Source organism: Nitrospirota bacterium (assembly GCA_040757335.1).
Lineage (GTDB): Bacteria > Nitrospirota > Nitrospiria > 2-01-FULL-66-17 > 2-01-FULL-66-17 > JBFLXB01.
Genome location: JBFLXB010000007.1, coordinates 22,024 through 39,738, shown reverse-complemented (window position 1 = coordinate 39,738; position 17,715 = coordinate 22,024). Strand labels below are relative to the sequence as shown.

Annotated in this window: 13 protein-coding genes and 3 tRNA genes; 11 read left to right on the top strand and 5 right to left on the bottom strand. The window is 64.2% G+C overall.

What is annotated here, in order from left to right; all coding sequences use genetic code 11:
• Window positions 1–18: 18 nt before the first annotated feature.
• The 5 genes from AB1451_05625 to AB1451_05605 form a co-directional block, all read right to left on the bottom strand.
• The gene (locus AB1451_05625; GenBank protein ID MEW6682390.1) at window positions 19–372 is read right to left on the bottom strand and encodes a hypothetical protein; all 354 of its coding nucleotides are present in this window, start codon (window positions 370–372) and stop codon (window positions 19–21) included.
• Window positions 369–974 carry a tetratricopeptide repeat protein gene (locus tag AB1451_05620; GenBank protein MEW6682389.1) on the bottom strand — a complete coding sequence of 202 codons (606 nt, stop codon included), beginning with the start codon at window positions 972–974 and terminating at the stop codon, window positions 369–371. Before AB1451_05620 ends, AB1451_05625 begins: the two co-directional genes overlap by 4 nt.
• The gene (locus AB1451_05615; protein MEW6682388.1) at window positions 971–3,835 is read right to left on the bottom strand and encodes a tetratricopeptide repeat protein; all 2,865 of its coding nucleotides are present in this window, start codon (window positions 3,833–3,835) and stop codon (window positions 971–973) included. Before AB1451_05615 ends, AB1451_05620 begins: the two co-directional genes overlap by 4 nt.
• Window positions 3,828–5,789 (bottom strand): tetratricopeptide repeat protein, encoded by a 1,962-nt coding sequence (locus AB1451_05610; GenBank protein ID MEW6682387.1) that lies wholly within the window; start codon window positions 5,787–5,789, stop codon window positions 3,828–3,830. Before AB1451_05610 ends, AB1451_05615 begins: the two co-directional genes overlap by 8 nt.
• Window positions 5,790–5,899: 110 nt before the next feature.
• Complete coding sequence (locus AB1451_05605) at window positions 5,900–6,610, bottom strand: hypothetical protein (protein MEW6682386.1); 711 nt, start codon at window positions 6,608–6,610, stop codon at window positions 5,900–5,902.
• Window positions 6,611–6,980: 370 nt separating this feature from the next.
• On the opposite strand from AB1451_05605, the gene bioB reads away from it, so the two are divergent.
• From bioB to clpP, 11 genes are all read left to right on the top strand, one after another.
• Window positions 6,981–7,970: a biotin synthase BioB gene (gene bioB / locus AB1451_05600; GenBank protein MEW6682385.1), complete on the top strand. Its 990-nt coding sequence runs from the start codon at window positions 6,981–6,983 to the stop codon at window positions 7,968–7,970.
• 319 nt (window positions 7,971–8,289) lie between these two features.
• Complete coding sequence (locus tag AB1451_05595) at window positions 8,290–9,435, top strand: AAA family ATPase (GenBank protein MEW6682384.1); 1,146 nt, start codon at window positions 8,290–8,292, stop codon at window positions 9,433–9,435.
• Between the two features lie 69 nt (window positions 9,436–9,504).
• The gene (locus AB1451_05590; GenBank protein ID MEW6682383.1) at window positions 9,505–10,425 is read left to right on the top strand and encodes a patatin-like phospholipase family protein; all 921 of its coding nucleotides are present in this window, start codon (window positions 9,505–9,507) and stop codon (window positions 10,423–10,425) included.
• A gap of 144 nt (window positions 10,426–10,569) precedes the next feature.
• Window positions 10,570–11,070, top strand: a complete 501-nt coding sequence (locus tag AB1451_05585) for a hypothetical protein (GenBank protein ID MEW6682382.1) — start codon at window positions 10,570–10,572, stop codon at window positions 11,068–11,070.
• A 128-nt stretch (window positions 11,071–11,198) separates the two neighbouring features.
• Window positions 11,199–12,725, top strand: a complete 1,527-nt coding sequence (locus AB1451_05580) for a YifB family Mg chelatase-like AAA ATPase (protein ID MEW6682381.1) — start codon at window positions 11,199–11,201, stop codon at window positions 12,723–12,725.
• A 7-nt stretch (window positions 12,726–12,732) separates the two neighbouring features.
• Complete coding sequence (locus tag AB1451_05575; GenBank protein MEW6682380.1) at window positions 12,733–15,087, top strand: PBP1A family penicillin-binding protein; 2,355 nt, start codon at window positions 12,733–12,735, stop codon at window positions 15,085–15,087.
• A gap of 188 nt (window positions 15,088–15,275) precedes the next feature.
• Window positions 15,276–15,351, top strand: a tRNA-Arg gene (locus AB1451_05570).
• Window positions 15,352–15,365: 14 nt separating this feature from the next.
• Window positions 15,366–15,441, top strand: a tRNA-Lys gene (locus tag AB1451_05565).
• 122 nt (window positions 15,442–15,563) lie between these two features.
• Window positions 15,564–15,649, top strand: a tRNA-Leu gene (locus tag AB1451_05560).
• 71 nt (window positions 15,650–15,720) lie between these two features.
• The gene (gene tig, locus AB1451_05555; protein ID MEW6682379.1) at window positions 15,721–17,034 is read left to right on the top strand and encodes a trigger factor; all 1,314 of its coding nucleotides are present in this window, start codon (window positions 15,721–15,723) and stop codon (window positions 17,032–17,034) included.
• 44 nt (window positions 17,035–17,078) lie between these two features.
• Window positions 17,079–17,675: an ATP-dependent Clp endopeptidase proteolytic subunit ClpP gene (gene clpP, locus AB1451_05550; GenBank protein MEW6682378.1), complete on the top strand. Its 597-nt coding sequence runs from the start codon at window positions 17,079–17,081 to the stop codon at window positions 17,673–17,675.
• Window positions 17,676–17,715 lie beyond the last annotated feature (40 nt).

The following is a 17,715-nucleotide window of genomic DNA, read 5'->3' as shown; positions in this document are numbered from 1 at the left end:
GTGAGACGCCGGCGGAGTTCAACGCGCGTGGTCTCCAGCGTCCTGAAGAATCGCATCACGGTCGAGCGGCGTCAATAGTTCGGTCAGAAAGTCGTGGGCGAGCGGGGCGGCGTTGGATTGAAACGCGGCGGGACGCTGCCAGGGAACCGTTTTCTCGATCGGGGGTTTCAGGACGTCCCCGACGATGGTGGTCCCGAAGATGATGACGCGGCGGGGCTTGGTTTTGGTCTTGGACGCGGGCTGATCGCGGGTGACCGGCGCCTGGGCGGCCGGTGGAGCCTGACCCGACGGGGCCGCCAGCGCGGGCGTGAGCGCGGCCGTGGTGATCAGGCCGGCGGTCGCGATCACCGTAATGAGCGTATGCGGGGTCACGGCGCTCCCGAAACGGCCGGTTCGCGCAGCGCGAGCCGCCGCTCAAGGGTTCGAATCCACTGCCCCACCGCGTCCGCCTCAGGACCGCCGAGCGACAGTACCGCGCGATACTCCGTCAACGCATCCTCCGGTCGATCGAGGAAGAGTTCGTACAAAATGGCCAGATTATAATGCGTCTCGACCTGTTGCGGGCGCAGCTCCAGGGCGCGGAGGTAGGCTCGCTCCGCATCGGTCCAGGCCCCGCGGGCGCGCTGGGCCAGGCCGAGATTGTGATACGTCACCGCATCGGCGGGGTCGAGCCGGATGGCGGTCTCGTACTCGTGAATCGCGTCCTCCAGTCGTCCGCTCGTGCGGTACACGATGCCGAGATTGGTATGCGGGGCGGCGTGCTCAGGAGCGGCCGCGATCACCTGTTTCCACAACGCTTCCGCTCGATCGCGTTCGCCGGCCTGCTGAGCGGCCAACGCGCGGGCGAAGAGCGCCTGCGCATCGGGCGCCCGGGGCGCGTCCGCCGGCGGGTCCGGACGTACCGCGGACCCGCTGCACGCCGGCAGCAGCACGCAGCCGGCCGCGAAGAGCGCCCGCATGATCCACCGGGTCATGGCGCGCGATCCCAATCGCTGTGCACCAACTCGGGAGCCTCGGGTCGGTGGTACCGAACAGGTCTCAGCGCGGCCAGTCGCTCGTAGCTCTTGGCGATCCAGCCGTCGTACAGGCCGAGTTCCTGCGCGCGTCGGACGTTGGCCTCGTAGGCGCTGACCGCACGCTCTTCGAACGGGGCGGCCTGTTCCTCGAGCAGAAACGTGTATTGTTCGCGTTGCTCGTCGGTCAGTCCGCTCGGGCGTTCGGAGGCCAGGAGTGCCTGGAAAAACTCATCCAACGCCGTGCCGATTTTATGGGTGGCCGCGGTCGTGGTTTCCGGCACCCGCACCGTGACCGCTTCGGTATAGGCGTCCAGGGACGCGTCGAGCGCCGCGCGTTTGTCGGACAACGTCCGTTCGAGGGGTTCGCGCAAGTGGATCGCCGCGCACGCGGCTGCGCGTTGATCGCCCAATTCCACGAGTGCCTGCGCCGCCAGGACGTCGGCCCTCGTGAGCTCGCGAGCCGGGTCCTGGGTTCGCCACGTGCGGTACCGCGCAAGGGCTGCCTCGCGGAAGCCCGCGCCGGCGGCTCCTCGGCCCTGCCGCGCAGCGGCGTCCGCGGCGCGAAACCCTGCTTCGACCGTTTGAGCGGCCGGCAGATCCGACCGTGCGGCCAAAGCGCCAAGGGTCGACTCGGCGCGCTTCCAATCGGACGCCCGTTCGGCGAGCGCCGCGACCGTCCAGGCCAACTCGTCCCGCGCGGCGGGCTCACTGCGGGCCGCCAGGCGCTCGTACCATTCGATGGCGCCCGCCAGGTCGCCGGATGCTTCGGCCGCTCCGGCGAGCATCCGGAGAGCGGCCGGTGCCTCGGCACTGTTGGGGTACGTGTCCACGAGGCGCCGTCGCAGTGCCGCGGCATCCGTGGACCGACCGGACGTGTCGCTGATCTGTGCCGCTTCGGCCAACGCGGAGGGGGCCAACGACGTGGACGGGTAATCCGATGCGACCCGGATAAATTCGTTGAGGGCGTCCACGGTGCGGCCGTCGCGTCGGTCCTGGGTGGCGCGTTGGTACAACGCGGAGGCGGCGAGCGCGTTCAACGCGGCCATCTCTGAGTCCGCGGCGTCGGTGCGGGCGCGGCGAAAGGTTTGTTCTGCCTCCAGGAACCGGCCCTTGTCGTACAGAGACTGCCCGATAATCCGTTGCGCCGGCGCGGCCCACCGACTCGTGGGGTAGCGCTCGACGAGCCGGCGCGCCAGCGAGTCGGCCAAGTCGGTTCGATTCGCGCGCTCCGCGGACTGAGCCGCTTTCATGAGGAGGTCTGGATTGCGCCCGTCGTCCGGGAAGGTTTCGACGAACCGCGACGCCGTGGCCGCGAGGCGTTCTGCGGCGTCCGGCGCTACGGCGCCGTCGGCGGGGATAAGACGCTCCCTGGCCGCGACCGCGGCGTACGCCGCTTCCCGTGTCTGAGCGTGCAGGGGGTAGTCGTACGCGCTGCGCTGGTACGCGTCGGCTGCCTCGGCATATCGCTGGAGTTCGAACAAGGCTTCGCCGCGCAGCCACGTCACCCGCGCGGCGTTCACGTCCCTGGGAAACGACGCGAGGAAGCGATCGTGGCGCCCCACGGCTTTCTCCCACGCGGCAACCCGCCGCGTGTTCTGGGCCTGGGCGTGTTCATAGAGCGCCAGCTGGTAGAGCGCGTCTTTGACGAGCGGTTGGGCCACCTGTTTGGCGGCCTCGGGATTGGCGCGGGCCCAGGGGGTACCGGAACCATATCGCTCCGCGAGCCGCTCACGCGCCTGGATCACCGCGGCTTGGCGCTTCGCGCGCGCGTACGTCTCGGCGACCGCAACCTGAAACCGCGGCGCCTCTCGGTGCAGCGGTGCCACGGTTAGAAACGTCTCATACGCCGCGACCTCGTCGGCGGTGCGGTCCTGCTCTTGATAAAGCCCGCCGAGCGTTCGGTAAAGAGTCTCTTCGTAGGGGCGCCGCTCACCCGCCTTGAAATAGGCGGCCATGGCGTCGGGCCCGCCCAAGTAGTCGAACGCAAGCAGCAACGCTTTCACGACCTCGGACAGGAACGTGGCTTCGGCCTCGGGAAATTCGGACAGGGTGAAGCTGTTCGGGGTTGCCCGGCGTTTGGTGGCCGCGGTGTCGAGGATCGACGCAAAGGCGTCGGCGGCCGAGCGATATTCCTGAAGGTTGAGGAGCGTCCACCCCAGGTGGAACCGGGCCGCTGCCACGAGCTCGGGATCGTGTCCGCGCGCGGCCTTTGCGAACAGGTCGGCCGCGCCGGAGAAGTCGCGAACCGAAAAGGCGCGAAGCCCCAGTCGAAAGGCGGCTTCGGAGGCGTACGCGCTCTTGGAGTGTTCCGTGAGAATTCGGCGCAGGCGTGCTGCGGCGTCATCCAACCGCCCGGTCTCCCAATACGCTCGTGCCAATTGATACAGGGCCCCGTCGTTTTCGGCGCGACCGGGGTAGAGCGCCAGCAGCCGCTCGTAGACCGCGATCGACTTGGCACGCGAAGGGCTGGGCACGCTGCTGCTCCGCCCACGCGCGGTGCGCTCGGTCGCGGTTTCGATCTCGGAGTACAGATCGCCCAAGTTGTGCATGGCCTCCGCGCGCAGCGCGGATCGCCCCACCAAATCCTCCATCACGAACCGCTCATACGCCCGGAGCGCTTCCAGCTTCTGCTCTCTCCCTCGCGGATCTCGTTGGCTCGACAGCACTTCTTGTGTGATGGCCCGGCGCTTGGCGGGATCGATCACGATCGGCTGGTCCTGGGCCGACTGTCCCTGAGCCGGCAGGCCGAGCGTCAACGCCAGGGCACCCACGGCCAATACCGACCAGTAGCGTTGGGGACAACGTGAACCGCTACTCAAGGGTCAGGACCTCCCCGCTGACATCGTCGCGGAGGTTACGTGCGATCCCCAGGCTGGCGGCAACCGACCACTCTTCGAGCCGCTCCTGTTCGCGGGCCAGGGTTTGGGTGATCAGCATCGACAGGGCGTCGCGAGACTCCTTCTTTACGACATCGAGCCGAGCAATCAGGTCCTGTCCCCGGCTGATCAGGTGCGATCCGTCAACCGTCTGAAGGCGGCTTCCCAACGTGGCTGGGCCTTGGGGGGCCGCCAAAAACCCCGGAAATCGGTCCAGGGCGCGCCGCAATTCCTGTCCAAACCGAACCAGCCAGCGATACCGCGCCACCGCCCGGACAATCGCGGGATCCTCCAGCACCATGGTGCGGGCGTCAGCGGGCACGGCGGACTGATCTTGAGCCAACGGGTCCCACACCGGATCGCGCACGACGGCGTTCCACTGATCGAGCGCGGCGCTGGACGCGGTCAACGCGTCCAAGGCCGCGCGGTACGCGGCGACGGAGCGAGTGGTGGCGCGGAGGTCGGCATAGGAGGCGGCCGTGGCGAGTCGGGCTTCGTGCGCGTAACGCCCGCCGGGTGCGCGGGCCAAGAGATCGTCAAACACCGCGATGGCCTTGACGTGTTCACCGGTTTCCCGCAGGCACCAGCCGATGGCGAACAGCGTGGACTCCGACAACGGATGATCGGACGGCACGCGTCCAAGCTGAGCGACGGCTTCTTCGTATCGCCCCTGTGCGACCAGCTGTAACCCCAACGCGGCGTGCGCGTATTCGGTGACCCGCGATTGCACCGGGTTGAACAGGGCGCGCGTGTCGCCGAGCTTGGCAAACAAGGTCCCGGCCGTGTAGGCGTCACCTTGGCCCGCAAGCGCTTGGGCTTGTCCGAACAGCGCCAACGGAGCGTCCGGACTCGACTTCGGCACCGCACGAAAGAGCCCCCCTGCCTGCGGGTACGCGCGCAGGGCCAGCGCGCTGAGTCCAGCCAGCGTATGCGCTTCGCCAGCGAGCTCGGGCGGGAGCGCCGGGCCGATGCGCGCATGGGCCTCGAGCACCCGGCGGTGACGACCCTCACGCGCCGCGATCCGTTCGACGAACAGCCAGGCCCGCGCGCGCACCACGGGATCCGTGTTTTCGGTCGCGACCTGTTCAAGGAGCGCTTCGGCCTCCTCGGGTGCGCCGACTTCGGCGTACGATTCCGCCAAGCGAAGGCGGGCCTCGGTTTGATGAGCGCCGGAGACCCTGGGCTCGAGCGCGGCCAGAAAATAGGCGGCGGCCGTGGCGTGACTTCCGGAGGCAGATTCGAACAGGCCGATTCGATAGAACGGTTCATCCGTCGGCTGCCCGGTCGTCGGCGATCGCAGCAGCGATTCGCCGAGCGTGTCGAGCGAGAGACTCGGCTCTTCGTTCGCTGCGGCGCGGAACCACAGCACACGGTGGTCCGAGGGGCGAGACGCCTCGAAGGAAAACGTCTTGGTTCGCAGGTAGGGTTTCCCGTTCCGGTCGATGCCCTTAAAGTGGACCGTGAGGGTGCGTGATCCCGACGTGTTGGGCGCGGTCAGAAGCAGGTGGAGACCACCATCGGCAAGCGCATGCCACTCTCGATCAGTATAGGCGTGTTCGACCGCCGGCAGCCCATCCAGCGAAACCTTGAGCCAACCAGGAAGGTGGTGTGCGTGAACCGGCTCGCCGCGGCTCTGAACCCCGAACAACATCTCGAGGTGGGCCGGAGGAGATACCGGAGCCTCGCGCAAGGTGAGCGCGGACGCGGCAAATGCAACGATCGCCTGCTTGAGCGCCCGGGCGTGGCGCTCCGCGTCGGACTCGGCGTACCCGGGCGACGCGACGACCATGAGGAACGCGGCCGCGCCGAGCAGCGCCTCGGCGGTCAGCCGCTGTGCGGAGCCCCGTCTCAGGATCCTGGACCAGGTCGTCACGTTGGATGGGGTCGCGGTGCTCACGATCGCTGGTCGCATGACGCCGGCCGGAGGGGGCGCACGGTCAATGAAGTCAGGTTGTCAGGCTGTATGGTAGCGAACGGATCGTCGCGAACGCAACACCTCGCGCCGCGTTAAGTCCGCAGGGCGCCGAACAGGGTCGAAACGTTCCCGGCGTTGTCGACGGCCTGAACCTGGTAGAGGTGCTCCTGCGTGGTGTCCAACGTGGTTCCAGACGACTGGAGGGTGAAGCGCACGGGGTTGGTCGCGATATCCGACGTAAATGTGTTCCGGACCCCGTCCACGTAGATCCAGTAACCGAGGATCCCACTGCCGCTGCCATCGGACGCCGGACCCCATTCGAGTTCGATGGATGGGACCGGGCAGGTGTCACAGCGACTGCGGAGGGTCAGCGACAAACTACCTTGAGGAAAGACAGGCGGTGTCGGGTCCTCCAGGGTCACCCCGGGCTTCGGGATGACGCCGAAGATCCCGAAGCTGAGGTCGCCGTCCGAACACGAGACCTCGCTGATCGCCAACCCGACGTTCGCGGGATCCCCACACACCTCTTGCCATGCTCCGCTGGCGGTAAAGCGCCCGAGCACGAGGTTCGGCTCGGTCTCGGCCGGGATCTCGCACGCGACCGGATCGTACCGCACGGTCAGCCTCAGGGTTACATCCCCAGTTCCGGTAAAACCCGTCAAGTCGGTCGGTTCGATGGCGCTGATCTCAAAGGCGGTATCAACATGGCCCCCAGCCGGGAGAAGGTTGTTGCGAACCGGGCTGATCCGTATTCGGGCCGAGGACACCCCGGTGGGCAACTGACCCTGGGGGATATCGAACAAGAACTTGATCTGAGACTGGACCGTAGCATCCGCTGGATTGATCCGAGGATCTGCGGCCCAGAAAATCGTTCCCGCGTTGTTATCAATTGGAAAATCAATCCCTTGGCCGACTGATTCGCACCCTAGTGGACCCGCGGCCTGCGCCCCCGAGTCCTCTTCGGGCGGTAGCCCTGCTCCGCATGCCGCAAGGAGGCAGGCACCCACCCCAAGACCGATCAGATTCGGGCTCCTCACACCGATAAAAACCAGTGAGATCCATCGGATATTCGTAGGGCGCTAACCGGATAGGCTATAACCCTAAGATTGTGTTGAAAAAAAACTCCAAAAGGGGTATAGCTTGCCCGCACGTTTCGCTTCAGAGGGGCCAGGGATGGACTACGAACGCATTGCAGAGCGCTCATTGGGCGGAGCAGTTCTGACTGAAGAAGAGGGCCTTCAACTGCTCGCAGCCCCGCTTGACGATCTCCCCAACATGTTGGACGCCGCGTTCCGTGTGCGCAAAGCGACCTTCGGCCGGCGCGTGCAGTTTCATGTGCTCATGAACGCCAAAAGCGGTCTCTGTCCTGAAGACTGCGGGTATTGTTCGCAGTCCTCGGTCGCTACCTCGGACATCGAGCGCTATCCTCTCAGGTCCGCCGGAGAAATTCGCGACGCCGCGAGACGAGCCTATCAATCAGGGGCCCATCGCTTCTGTATCGTTATCAGCGGTCGAGGCGCCACGGATCACGAGCTGGACGACGTAACCCGTGCGGTACAAGCGATCAAAACCTCGGTGCCGATCGAGGTCTGTTGTTCTCTTGGATTGCTGGATCGCGACAAGGCGCAACGCCTCAAGCAGGTCGGCGTTGATCGGGTGAATCACAACCTGAATACCAGTGAGCGACACTACGCAGCGATCTGTTCCACCCATGCCTATGCGGACCGCGTGGCTACGGTCGAAGCAGTGCAAACCGCGGGGCTCTCCACCTGCAGCGGTGTCTTGGCAGGAATGGGCGAGAGCGATCAGGACCTGGTGGACGTGGCGCGTGCGTTGCGCGCGTTGCGCGTCGATTCTGTCCCGGTCAACTTCCTGAACCCGATTCCCGGAACTCCGCTCGCAGAGACGCATGTCTTGACCCCCTGGCGGTGCCTCAAGATCCTCTGCCTGTTCCGTTTCCTGCTGCCGAAAACCGAGATTCGCGTTGCGGGCGGGCGGGAGGTCAACCTGCGCAGTCTGCAGCCGCTGGCGTTGTATCCCGGGAATTCGCTCTTCATCAACGGTTACCTGACAACCGGTGGTCAGTCCGCCGCCGACGCGGTGGCGATGGTCCAGGATCTCGGGTTTGAGGTCGATCGACTTCCCTCGCCGCACCCGGTCTAGCGCGTTCTCTCTCGTTCTTCCCAAACAGTCTAACCGTCCGAGTCCCCGTGGATTTCGATCAGCACAAATCTCAAGTTAGTTACTTTTATTCTTGACAACGCTAGTCTGCTGTGTTACGAACCTGTACCTGTTAGATCAGTATAGAAAATATAACGCATTATTGACGAGTTATGACGGCGAGAGAGTCGGGGATCAAGGGGAAGGAGGTGAGAGCAGAGACACAAATTAGTAGAGCTATGTGCTATTTAGCGACGGGTGATGCGAGGGTTTGTGTGATGCGGCTCCGGAGAGGGCCGCTTGCCACCAGGGAGGCTGGACCATGCGTGTGATGGCAATCGTGAACCAAAAGGGTGGGTGTGGAAAGACGACCACGGCCATCAATCTGGCGGCGTGCCTTGCCGCGCAATCGCGCAGTGTCTTGCTCATTGACCTTGATCCCCAGGCCCATGCGACGTTGGGGTTGAGCATCAAACCGGAGGAAGCCGAACGCGGAATGTACGAGGTGTTGATCGGCGAAACTCCCCTTGAGGACGTGGTCAGGCAGATTCTGCCCAACTTGTCGCTGGCCCCATCGAACATCGCGCTCAGCGCAATCGAACAGTTTCTGGCAGGTACCCCGGAACGAGAGCGTCAGCTCGCCGCGCGGATTGCCACGCTGGCTGATGGGTTCGATTACATCCTGATCGACTGCCCGCCCAGCGTTGGCTTGCTGACGTTCAACGCGCTCATCGCTTGCCAGGAGGCGATTGTCCCGGTTGAGACCAGCTTCTTTTCCCTCCAAGGGGTCGTGAAGCTGTCCGAAACGATTAAGCTGATCAGCGAAAAGATTGGCCATGAGATCGCGGTGCGGATCCTTCCGACCAAATTCGACCGCCGCGCCGGTTACGCGAAAGAAGTGCTCACGAAGATCAGGGAGCGGTTCGCTCCGATCACGATGGCCACGACGATCAACCTGAACGACAAGCTTCGAGAGGCCGTGAGCTTGGGGCTTCCGATCACCGAGTATGCGCCGGATTCGGCCGGATTCAAAGATTATATGGCGTTGGCTCGGGAGGTGATCGCCTCGGAGAAGACCAAGCCCCGCGCAGCGGACGCAGCGGTGGCATTGGGCCCGCAGTCCAAGTCCGGCGTGTTGTTTTCGATCCGGGCGTTGGGCGCACACGACGTCAAGCTGGCGGGAGACTTCAACAGCTGGGTGCCCGATCGCGACGTGTTGAGCCTGAAGGAAGAGGGGGGCGTCTGGAAAAAGTTCGTGTTCCTCGCGCCAGGCAGCTACCAATATAAATTCGTGATCGACGACGAATGGCGTGAGGATCCCAGCAATGGCTTGGTGGTGCAGGACAGCCTGGGGGGCCAGAGTTCAGTGGTTGTGGTCGACGGACTGACGGTGACGCTGGTGAGGAGTTCGGCATCAGCCAGCGTGGCCGGACAAGCCACCACCGAGAGCCGTGCGGTGAACGTGTAGGCGGAGGTCCGCCCGCTGTGATCGTCCCGCCGGGCGTTGACAAGCGGTTGGCGCGACGGTACGTTTTAAGTGGCGAACGGCACGGTGGGCGCGATTCCTTCGAAGACTGCGATTGTTTTCTCCGGCGGCGGAGCCCGCGGCGCATATAATGCGGGCGTCGCGCTTGCGTTCGCCCAGCACGGAGTTTGTCCGGAGATCGTGTCCGGGACCTCGGTCGGCGCTCTGGTGGCCGCAATGGTGGTCGCGGGTGAAGAGGCGCGGCTCGCCGAGATCTGGCGGCATCTGACGCCGTCCCACGTCTACGGGCTGCGATCGCGGGTGCAGTTCTTTCTGTCGTTCATTCGTCCCTATCGGTATCCTGCGTACAGTTCCGAGCCCCTTGCGCGCCTGATTCGCGAGAACGTGAGGCTCGACAAGATTCGATCCAGTTCCCGCACGCTGATCGTGACCTGCTACAACCAAACCCTGCACCGGGTCGAGCGATTCGACAACCACTTTCCGGATTTGCACCGTGCGCTGCTGGCGAGTACCTCGATTCCGCTCGTGTTTCCGCCGGTCGAGATGAACGGACAAGAATACGTTGATCTAGGGGCAACGGTCTGGCCGTTGAAGCCGGCCATTTCGGCCGGCGCCGAACGTATCTATGCCGTGGTGTGCGACCATCCCGATGATCATCGACGGGCCGCGCGCAACAACCTGGAGTGGGCCATTCAGGTGATGAACCTGGCCCAGCGCTCGAATCTGCTCGTCGACATCGAGTTGGCTCGTCGCATCAATCTGACGGCACAAGGCAGCGGCTACAAGTTCGTGGACCTCACCGTGATTACGCCGTCCAAAACCCTGGGCCTGGGATTCATGGACTTTCACAAGAAACTCCAGATCAACCGCGCGTTGGAACTGGGTTTTGAAGACGGCTCGGCGGCGCTCAGCCAGACCCCGGTGGCCCACCCGATCGGCACGCTGCAGGGAGACTTCTGCCCGTACATCTAGTCCGTTAGTCCTTGTTAGCGATGCAGTTGAGAAGGCCCCAAGCCCAGCGGTTCGGTGCGCCACTTTACTCCGCTCCCTCGTGTGGTTTAGAGTGGTTTCGTGCGTCACGGCGGTCTTCCGGGGGCTGTTTTACAGGGCCTGGGCGTGTTGGCAGCGACCATCCTGGCCGCAGGATGTGGCACGCCGACTGATCCGACGGCGCTCGACGACAGCGTCCCCGAGTTGACTTTTGTGGGGTTGGAGCAGTACAGCACCCCGGCGCTGATGACGCCGTCGGGAGAACCGACGCAGTATTTGGTCACCGTCGATGTGACGGTGGTCTTCCGCTTCGCCAACCGGCTGGAGACACTGATCGTGGATATCAACGGTCCCACGTCCGGGCGGCAAAGCTACAACGAGTTCGATCTCGGGGTGCTGGCGCCCGGGATCGAGGGCGCGACCCAGGGGCGTTGGGAGGTTCGTGTGCCGCTTACGATCCCGGAGTTGGGCGCCCTGCAGTTCAGCGTGACGTTGATCGACCACGACGCCAAGACCTCTCGCCCGGTGGAAGGCAGCTTTACGGTAGAGTCGGCGTTGGGCGCGAACGACACCACCCAGACACAGAACACCCAGGTTGGGACCACGGTCGGGGTCCAAGGCCGCTGAACCCCTCGTTCCTCCTGTCTGCCAAATTTCGGTTTCCTGTGGTACACTCCCTCGCCTCACGCAGCAGTCTGCGCGGGGCGGTCCTACCTGACCGTGTGTGTTGGCGATCCACTGCTCGAAGGACGTCGATGCTGGCGAAGGTGCAGAGCAGCGCGGTGTTTGGCCTCGACGGGTACCTGGTGGATGTGGAGGTGGACATCGCACAGGGACTGCCGATGTTTTCCATCGTGGGGTTGCCCGATCTGGCGGTCAAAGAAGCCAAGGACCGCGTGCGCGCCGCGATGAAAAATACCGGCCTGAACTTTCCCATCAAGCGGATCACGGTCAACCTGGCACCGGCCGACGTCAAGAAGGAGGGTTCGGCGTTCGATCTCGCCATGGCCGTGGGCATTCTCGTGGCGGAAGAGGCGCTCGCGCCCCATCGGGTCGCCCCCTATGCGTTCGTCGGCGAGCTCTCGTTGGATGGGCAGATTCGTCCGGTTCGTGGCGCCCTTCCCATGGCGTTAGCAGCCAAGAAAGCGGGTCTTCGGGGGATGATCCTTCCTCAGGACAATGCACGCGAAGCGGCTATCGTGGACGGCCTCCCGGTATACGGCGTCAGCACGTTGCCCCAGGTGATCGAGTTTCTGGAGGGTCGGCAGCCGCTCCGTCCCGCCGAGACCGGGGCGTCACCGCCCCGCTCCCTCGCCGACGCCGACGACTTCGCCGACGTGAAGGGCCAAGAGCATGCCAAACGCGCGTTGGAGGTCGCTGCGGCGGGAGGGCACAATGTCCTGATGGTCGGGCCTCCCGGGTCCGGCAAAACGATGCTGGCCAGGGCGTTGGGGGCGATTCTGCCGCGGATGAGCCTCGATGAGGCCCTTGAGTGTACAAAGATCCACAGCGTCATGGGCCTGTTGTCACCCGAGACCCCGCTTCTGTCCGGGCGCCCGTTTCAAGCCCCCCATCACACGATTTCAGACGCCGGGTTGATCGGCGGCGGCCAAGTTCCCAAGCCAGGGGAGGTCAGTCTGGCTCACCACGGCGTCTTGTTCCTCGACGAACTCCCGGAGTTCAAACGCAATGTGCTCGAAGTGCTGCGCCAGCCGCTGGAACACGGCAAAGTGACGATCGCCCGCTCATCGGCCTCCGTGACGTATCCCGCAGGGTTCATGTTGGTGGCGGCCATGAACCCGTGCCCCTGCGGGTATTTCTCGGACCGCGCCCACCCGTGTGCCTGCACGCCGACCCAGATCCAGCGATATCGCACGCGAGTGTCCGGGCCGTTGTTGGATCGAATCGACTTGCACCTTGAAGTGCCGGCCGTGCCGTTCGGAGACCTCGCCAGTGATCGCGTGCGCGAAGACTCGGCCGCGGTGCGCACCCGGGTCGCTAACGCGCGGGCCCGGCAGCAAGATCGGTACAGGAGTGACGGCCTGTTCTGCAACGCCCAGTTGCGTCCCCGCCTGTTGAAGCGGTACTGCGAAATCGGCCCCGAGTCGCGTCGCCTGATCGAGCACGCCATGGCTCGTCTGGGGCTTTCCGCGCGCGCCTACCACCGGATTCTCAAAGTTGCCCGGACGATCGCGGACCTTGCTGAGCAGGAGCGCGTGTTGCCGGGCCACGTCGCGGAGGCGATCCAGTATCGGAATCTGGATCGCCGTTTGGCACACTGAGTCGGACGTGAACATCGATCGATTGCGGCGAACGTGGAGGGGCCTCGCACCGTGGGTGATGGCCGCGGGTGTCCTGATCCTGGTGGCAGCCGTGGCGGGGGGTGCAGCAGTCTGGGCGCTCTCGCGCAACCTCCCCGACATCGGCGCGCTGCGATCCTACCAGCCCAGTCTCGTCACGCGGGTGTATGCGGACGACAACCGCCAGATTGGGCAGTTCTTTGTCGAAAAGCGAGTGCTCACCCCACTGGCCAGAATCCCCAAGGGGCTGATCAACGCCGTGATCGCGGTGGAAGACTCACGGTTCTATCAGCACGAGGGCCTGGACATGATCCGGATCATCAAGGCCGTGGTGGTGGACCTGGTCTCGATGCAGTTGCGCGAAGGCGCAAGTACGATTACGCAGCAACTGGCACGGTCATTGTTCCTTACCCAAGAGAAAACTCTGAGTCGCAAGGCCAAAGAGATCCTCCTGGCGCTCAAGATCGAGCGACTGCTGTCGAAAGACGAAATCCTGGAGATGTATCTCAACCAGATTTATTTCGGCCACGGAGCCTATGGCGTCCAGGCCGCTTCCCGCACCTACTTCGCAAAAGACGTCGGCGAGTTGACGCTGGCTGAAATGGCGTTTGTCGCGGGGTTGCCCAAAGCCCCCAACAACTATTCCCCGTACTTCAGTCCCGACCGCGCGAAACAGCGCCAAGGCGTCGTGCTCAAGCGAATGCTCGACGAAGGGTTCCTGACCGACCAGGAATTTCGCGACGTGTACGAGCAGGACCTGTACTTTGCCAAATACCAACCGCAGGAAGCCATCGCCCCGTACTTTCTGGAGTACCTTCGCCAACAACTGACCGCGACGTACGGTGAGGAGATGGTCTACAAGGGGGGCCTCAACGTCTACACCACGCTCAACGTCGATATGCAGAAGGCCGCGGTGGACGCGCTTCGGGACGGACTCCGGGCCATCGACAAACGCCAAGGTTACCGAGGGCCCTTGGGGCGCAGCGGGGAGACGCCGGAGGCCGAGACGGGTTCCTCCGGCGGACGCCTGACCGCGCCGCCGCCCAAGCCGGGCGACATCGTGGAGGGAGTGGTCGCGAAGGTGGGGCCGCAGCAGGCTGTTGTCGACCTGGCGACGGGCGGGTCGGGCGTGTTGGCGATCGAGGACGGCGCATGGGCGCGCAAACGCTTACGGCCGCCGGATTTTGTCACGGCCGAGCTGCGCCCACAGGCGCCCTTGAACAAGATTCTCGCGGCGGGAGACCGCATCTTGGTTCGCGTCAAACGACGGGAATCCAACGGCGCGTTTTCGCTCGCCCTGGAACAGGAGCCGCTGGTAGAGGGGGCGCTGATTGCGGTCGACCCCAGAACCGGGGCCATTCGTGCCATGGTGGGCGGCTACGACTTCAAGCGGAGCGAGTTCAACCGCGCGGTGTCGGCTCGTCGACAACCCGGCTCGGCATTTAAGCCGTTCATCTATGCCGCCGCGATCGACAAAGGGTGGACGCCGTCATCGATCCTGGTGGATTCGCCGGTGATGTACGATGATCCCGTCCTCCAGCGCGTCTGGAAGCCCACCAATTATGAAGATCGCTTTTACGGGCCGATCTCGATGCGTGATGCACTCATTCACTCTCGGAACGTGGCGACAGTCAAGCTGCTGGAACAAGTGGGCATCCAGTCGACGGTCGACTTCGCGCGCCGTCTCGGCATCACGAGCCCGTTGACGAAGGACCTGTCGCTGGCGTTGGGTTCTTCGAGCGTCGGATTGTTGGAGCTGACGTCCGCGCTGGGCGTGTTTGCCGCGGAAGGGCACCGTGTGGAGCCGGTCGGGTTGCGATCCGTCACCGATCACGGGGGCACGGTGCTGGCCTACTACGAGCCGGCCCCGGCCGCGGTGGTGTCCCGCGAGACGGCCTATATCGTCACCAACATGCTTGAAGACGTGGTCCAGTCCGGAACCGGAATTCGCGCTCGCGTGCTGGGTCGGCCGGTGGCCGGTAAGACCGGGACGACGAACGAGTTTGGTGATGCGTGGTTTGTCGGGTACGCGCCGAACCTGGCGGTCGGTGTGTGGGTCGGGTTCGACGACCGCCGTTCGCTGGGGGACCGTGAAGCCGGCGCCTCCGTGGCCCTGCCGATCTGGATCACCTTCATGAAGGAAGCGTTCACCCAGCTTCCGGTTCAAGCGTTCCCGATTCCGGACGGCATCGTGTTCGCGAAGGTGGACCCCGAAACCGGCGGGCTGGCCGCGCCGGGCCAGTCGGCGAAGATCGAGATTTTCGTGCGGGATACTGAGCCCACTGCGGTCTCGGGACCCACCACCAACGTCTCTCGATTCCGGCAGATCGACCGCGGAATCTGAACACGCGAGACCACAGGCTGCCGTGTGCGGCTCAGGAGACGATGCTGCTGACTTGGTGGCCGACGATCGATGATTTTGACAAACCGCCGAGGGCTCCGGTAGAATACGCGCGCTTTTCAAGGGCGTATGGTGGAGCGGGGTGCCGGTTGGCGCGAAAGCCCGCAGCCGCCCGCGCGGTGCTGGGTCCTGCGCCTGTAGCTCAGCGGATAGAGCAATGGCCTCCGGAGCCATGTGTCGGGGGTTCAATTCCCTCCAGGCGCGCCATTGTCCAGTTTCGTGGGCCGTTAGCTCAGCTGGTAGAGCAGCTGACTCTTAATCAGCGGGTCGTAGGTTCGATCCCTACACGGCTCACCAACCCGCCTCTTAGCGACGCCTGATGCCGCAGGACTCAGTAACACGACTTGTAGAGATGTATGGGCGCCGCGGCTGGTGGATTGACGTGGACCGACGGAAGGGAATTGTAGTACTCGATGCATGCGAGAGTGGCGGAACTGGCAGACGCGCCAGACTTAGGATCTGGTGGGTCACCCCCGTGGGGGTTCAAGTCCCCCCTCTCGCACCACGATCCGCTCGCGTGTGATCGTGTCCGTTTGGACCAGTAGTCACCCTGCGGTGCCATCGCTCTGACCGGATATGAAGGTTTCGGTAGAACACCTCTCCCCAGTCAAACGCGCGCTTTCCGTCGAAGTTGAACCATCAGTGGTGGGGGACGAGTTCGCGTCGGCTTACGCGGAGTTGGGGCGTCGGGTCAAGGTCGCGGGCTTTCGACCGGGCAAGGTGCCCCTGGCGGTTCTCGAAAAACGTTTTCACCGCGAGGTGACCGACGACGTGGTCAACCGGTTGGTCCCGCGGTTCTACGACCAAGCGATCAAGCAAGCCGGTTTGGTGCCGGTCCAGCTCCCCACGATTGACCAGCTCTCGGTGTCCAGAGACGCCCCCCTGTCGTTTCGAGCGGTGGTCGAAGTGCGACCGGCGATCGCGTTGCAGCCCTATCGAGGTCTGCCGCTCCAGCGGCGTCGCGTCGTGGTCGATGTGCCCGAGGTGGACGCGGCGATCGAGAATCTCCGCTTACGCCAAGCGGAGTTGGTGAGCACCGACGAGGGTCACACCGTCGCGGAGGGTGATTTCGCGATCGTCGACTTTGAGGGCTCCGTTGACGGCAAACCGTTGCCTGACGCCGGGGCTAAAGCCTACGTGGTTCACGTCGGGGCGAAATCCGTGGTACCGGAAATCGAAACCGCGCTCAGCGGTCGCCGCCGGGGGGACCACTTCGATGCCGAGGTGACGTATCCTGCCGATCACCATAACCCGCAGCTGGCCGGTCAGCGGGTGCTGTTTCGAGTGACCGTGGTGGACGTGAAGCGACAGGTGTTGCCTGCGTTGGATGACGAATTGGCCAAGGACGTTGGAGTGGAATCGCTGGCGGTGCTGCGCGATCGGGTGCGCTCCGAGATCACCCGGCGGAAAGAAGCCGACCAACGCGCCGAGGAACGCCGAGCCCTCCTCAAGGCCCTGGTGGATCGACATCAGGTGGACTTGCCGCCCAGCCTGGTCCAACGGGAGGCGGCGTTGATCCGTGACCGGATGGAGCGTCACTTCGAAGCCGCCGCGCAAGCCCGACCGGTTCCCGGGGTGGACCCGGAAACGTTAACGCGCCAGGCGGCGGTCGCTGCGGAAGAACGCGTCAAGGGCGACCTCCTGCTGGAAGCCATCGCCGAGCGGGAAGCGCTCGATGTGGGATCGGACGAAATTGAACACGAGGTACAGCGTCTGGCAGCCGAAACTCGCTCCGACGTCCGGGAGATGCGTCGCATCTTGGCCGGCGACAGCGGGGAGTTCGTCGGGCTTCGCGCCACGTTGCGACGAGAGAAGGCCCTCGATTGGTTGATCGAGCACGCGGAGGTCAGGGAAGAAGACGGCTCCACCGGCGGTCAGGAGCCTAGGTAGTCACGGGAGAGGGATTTCCCTTTTGAGTTCGTAAGGAGCGCAGCATGCTGGTACCGATGGTGATTGAGCAGACGAACCGAGGCGAGCGAGCGTACGATATCTACTCACGCCTCCTGAAGGATCGGATCATTATTGTCGGCGCGCCGATCGACGACGTGTCCGCGAACCTGATCATCGCGCAGTTGCTCTTCCTTGAAGCGGAAGACCCGGCGAAGGACATCAGCATGTACGTGAACAGCCCCGGCGGGTTGGTGACGGCGGGCCTCGCCATCTACGACACGATGCAGTACATTAAGTCCGACGTGTCCACTATCTGCATCGGCCAAGCCTCGAGCATGGGGGCCTTGCTGCTCGCGGCCGGGGCTCACGGGAAACGCTTCGCCTTGCCGAATGCGCGGATCATGATCCACCAGCCGCTCGGCGGGTTCCAAGGGCAGGCCACGGACATCGGTATTCACGCCAAAGAGATCCTCCGGACGCGCGAGCGGCTCAATCAAATTCTGGCCAAACACACCGGTCAGTCATTGGAGCGGATCCAGTTGGACACGGAGCGGGACTACTTCCTGTCGGGTGAAGAAGCCAAGGCATACGGCCTCATCGACGGCGTCCTCGAGCGGGTTCCAGTCGGGGCGAAAACCTAAGCGGACCGTTACTGAAGGCGGGCGCCGCGTGAGAGGATGA

What these genes read in the sequence shown, in the direction of transcription:
- clpP (MEW6682378.1), top strand. Translation starts at nt 17,079, where the DNA reads ATGCTGGTACCGATGGTGATTGAGCAGACGAACCGAGGCGAGCGAGCG.
- tig (MEW6682379.1), top strand. Translation starts at nt 15,721, where the DNA reads ATGAAGGTTTCGGTAGAACACCTCTCCCCAGTCAAACGCGCGCTTTCC.
- AB1451_05580 (MEW6682381.1), top strand. Translation starts at nt 11,199, where the DNA reads ATGCTGGCGAAGGTGCAGAGCAGCGCGGTGTTTGGCCTCGACGGGTAC.
- AB1451_05595 (MEW6682384.1), top strand. Translation starts at nt 8,290, where the DNA reads ATGCGTGTGATGGCAATCGTGAACCAAAAGGGTGGGTGTGGAAAGACG.
- bioB (MEW6682385.1), top strand. Translation starts at nt 6,981, where the DNA reads ATGGACTACGAACGCATTGCAGAGCGCTCATTGGGCGGAGCAGTTCTG.
- AB1451_05620 (MEW6682389.1), bottom strand. Translation starts at nt 974, where the DNA reads ATGACCCGGTGGATCATGCGGGCGCTCTTCGCGGCCGGCTGCGTGCTG.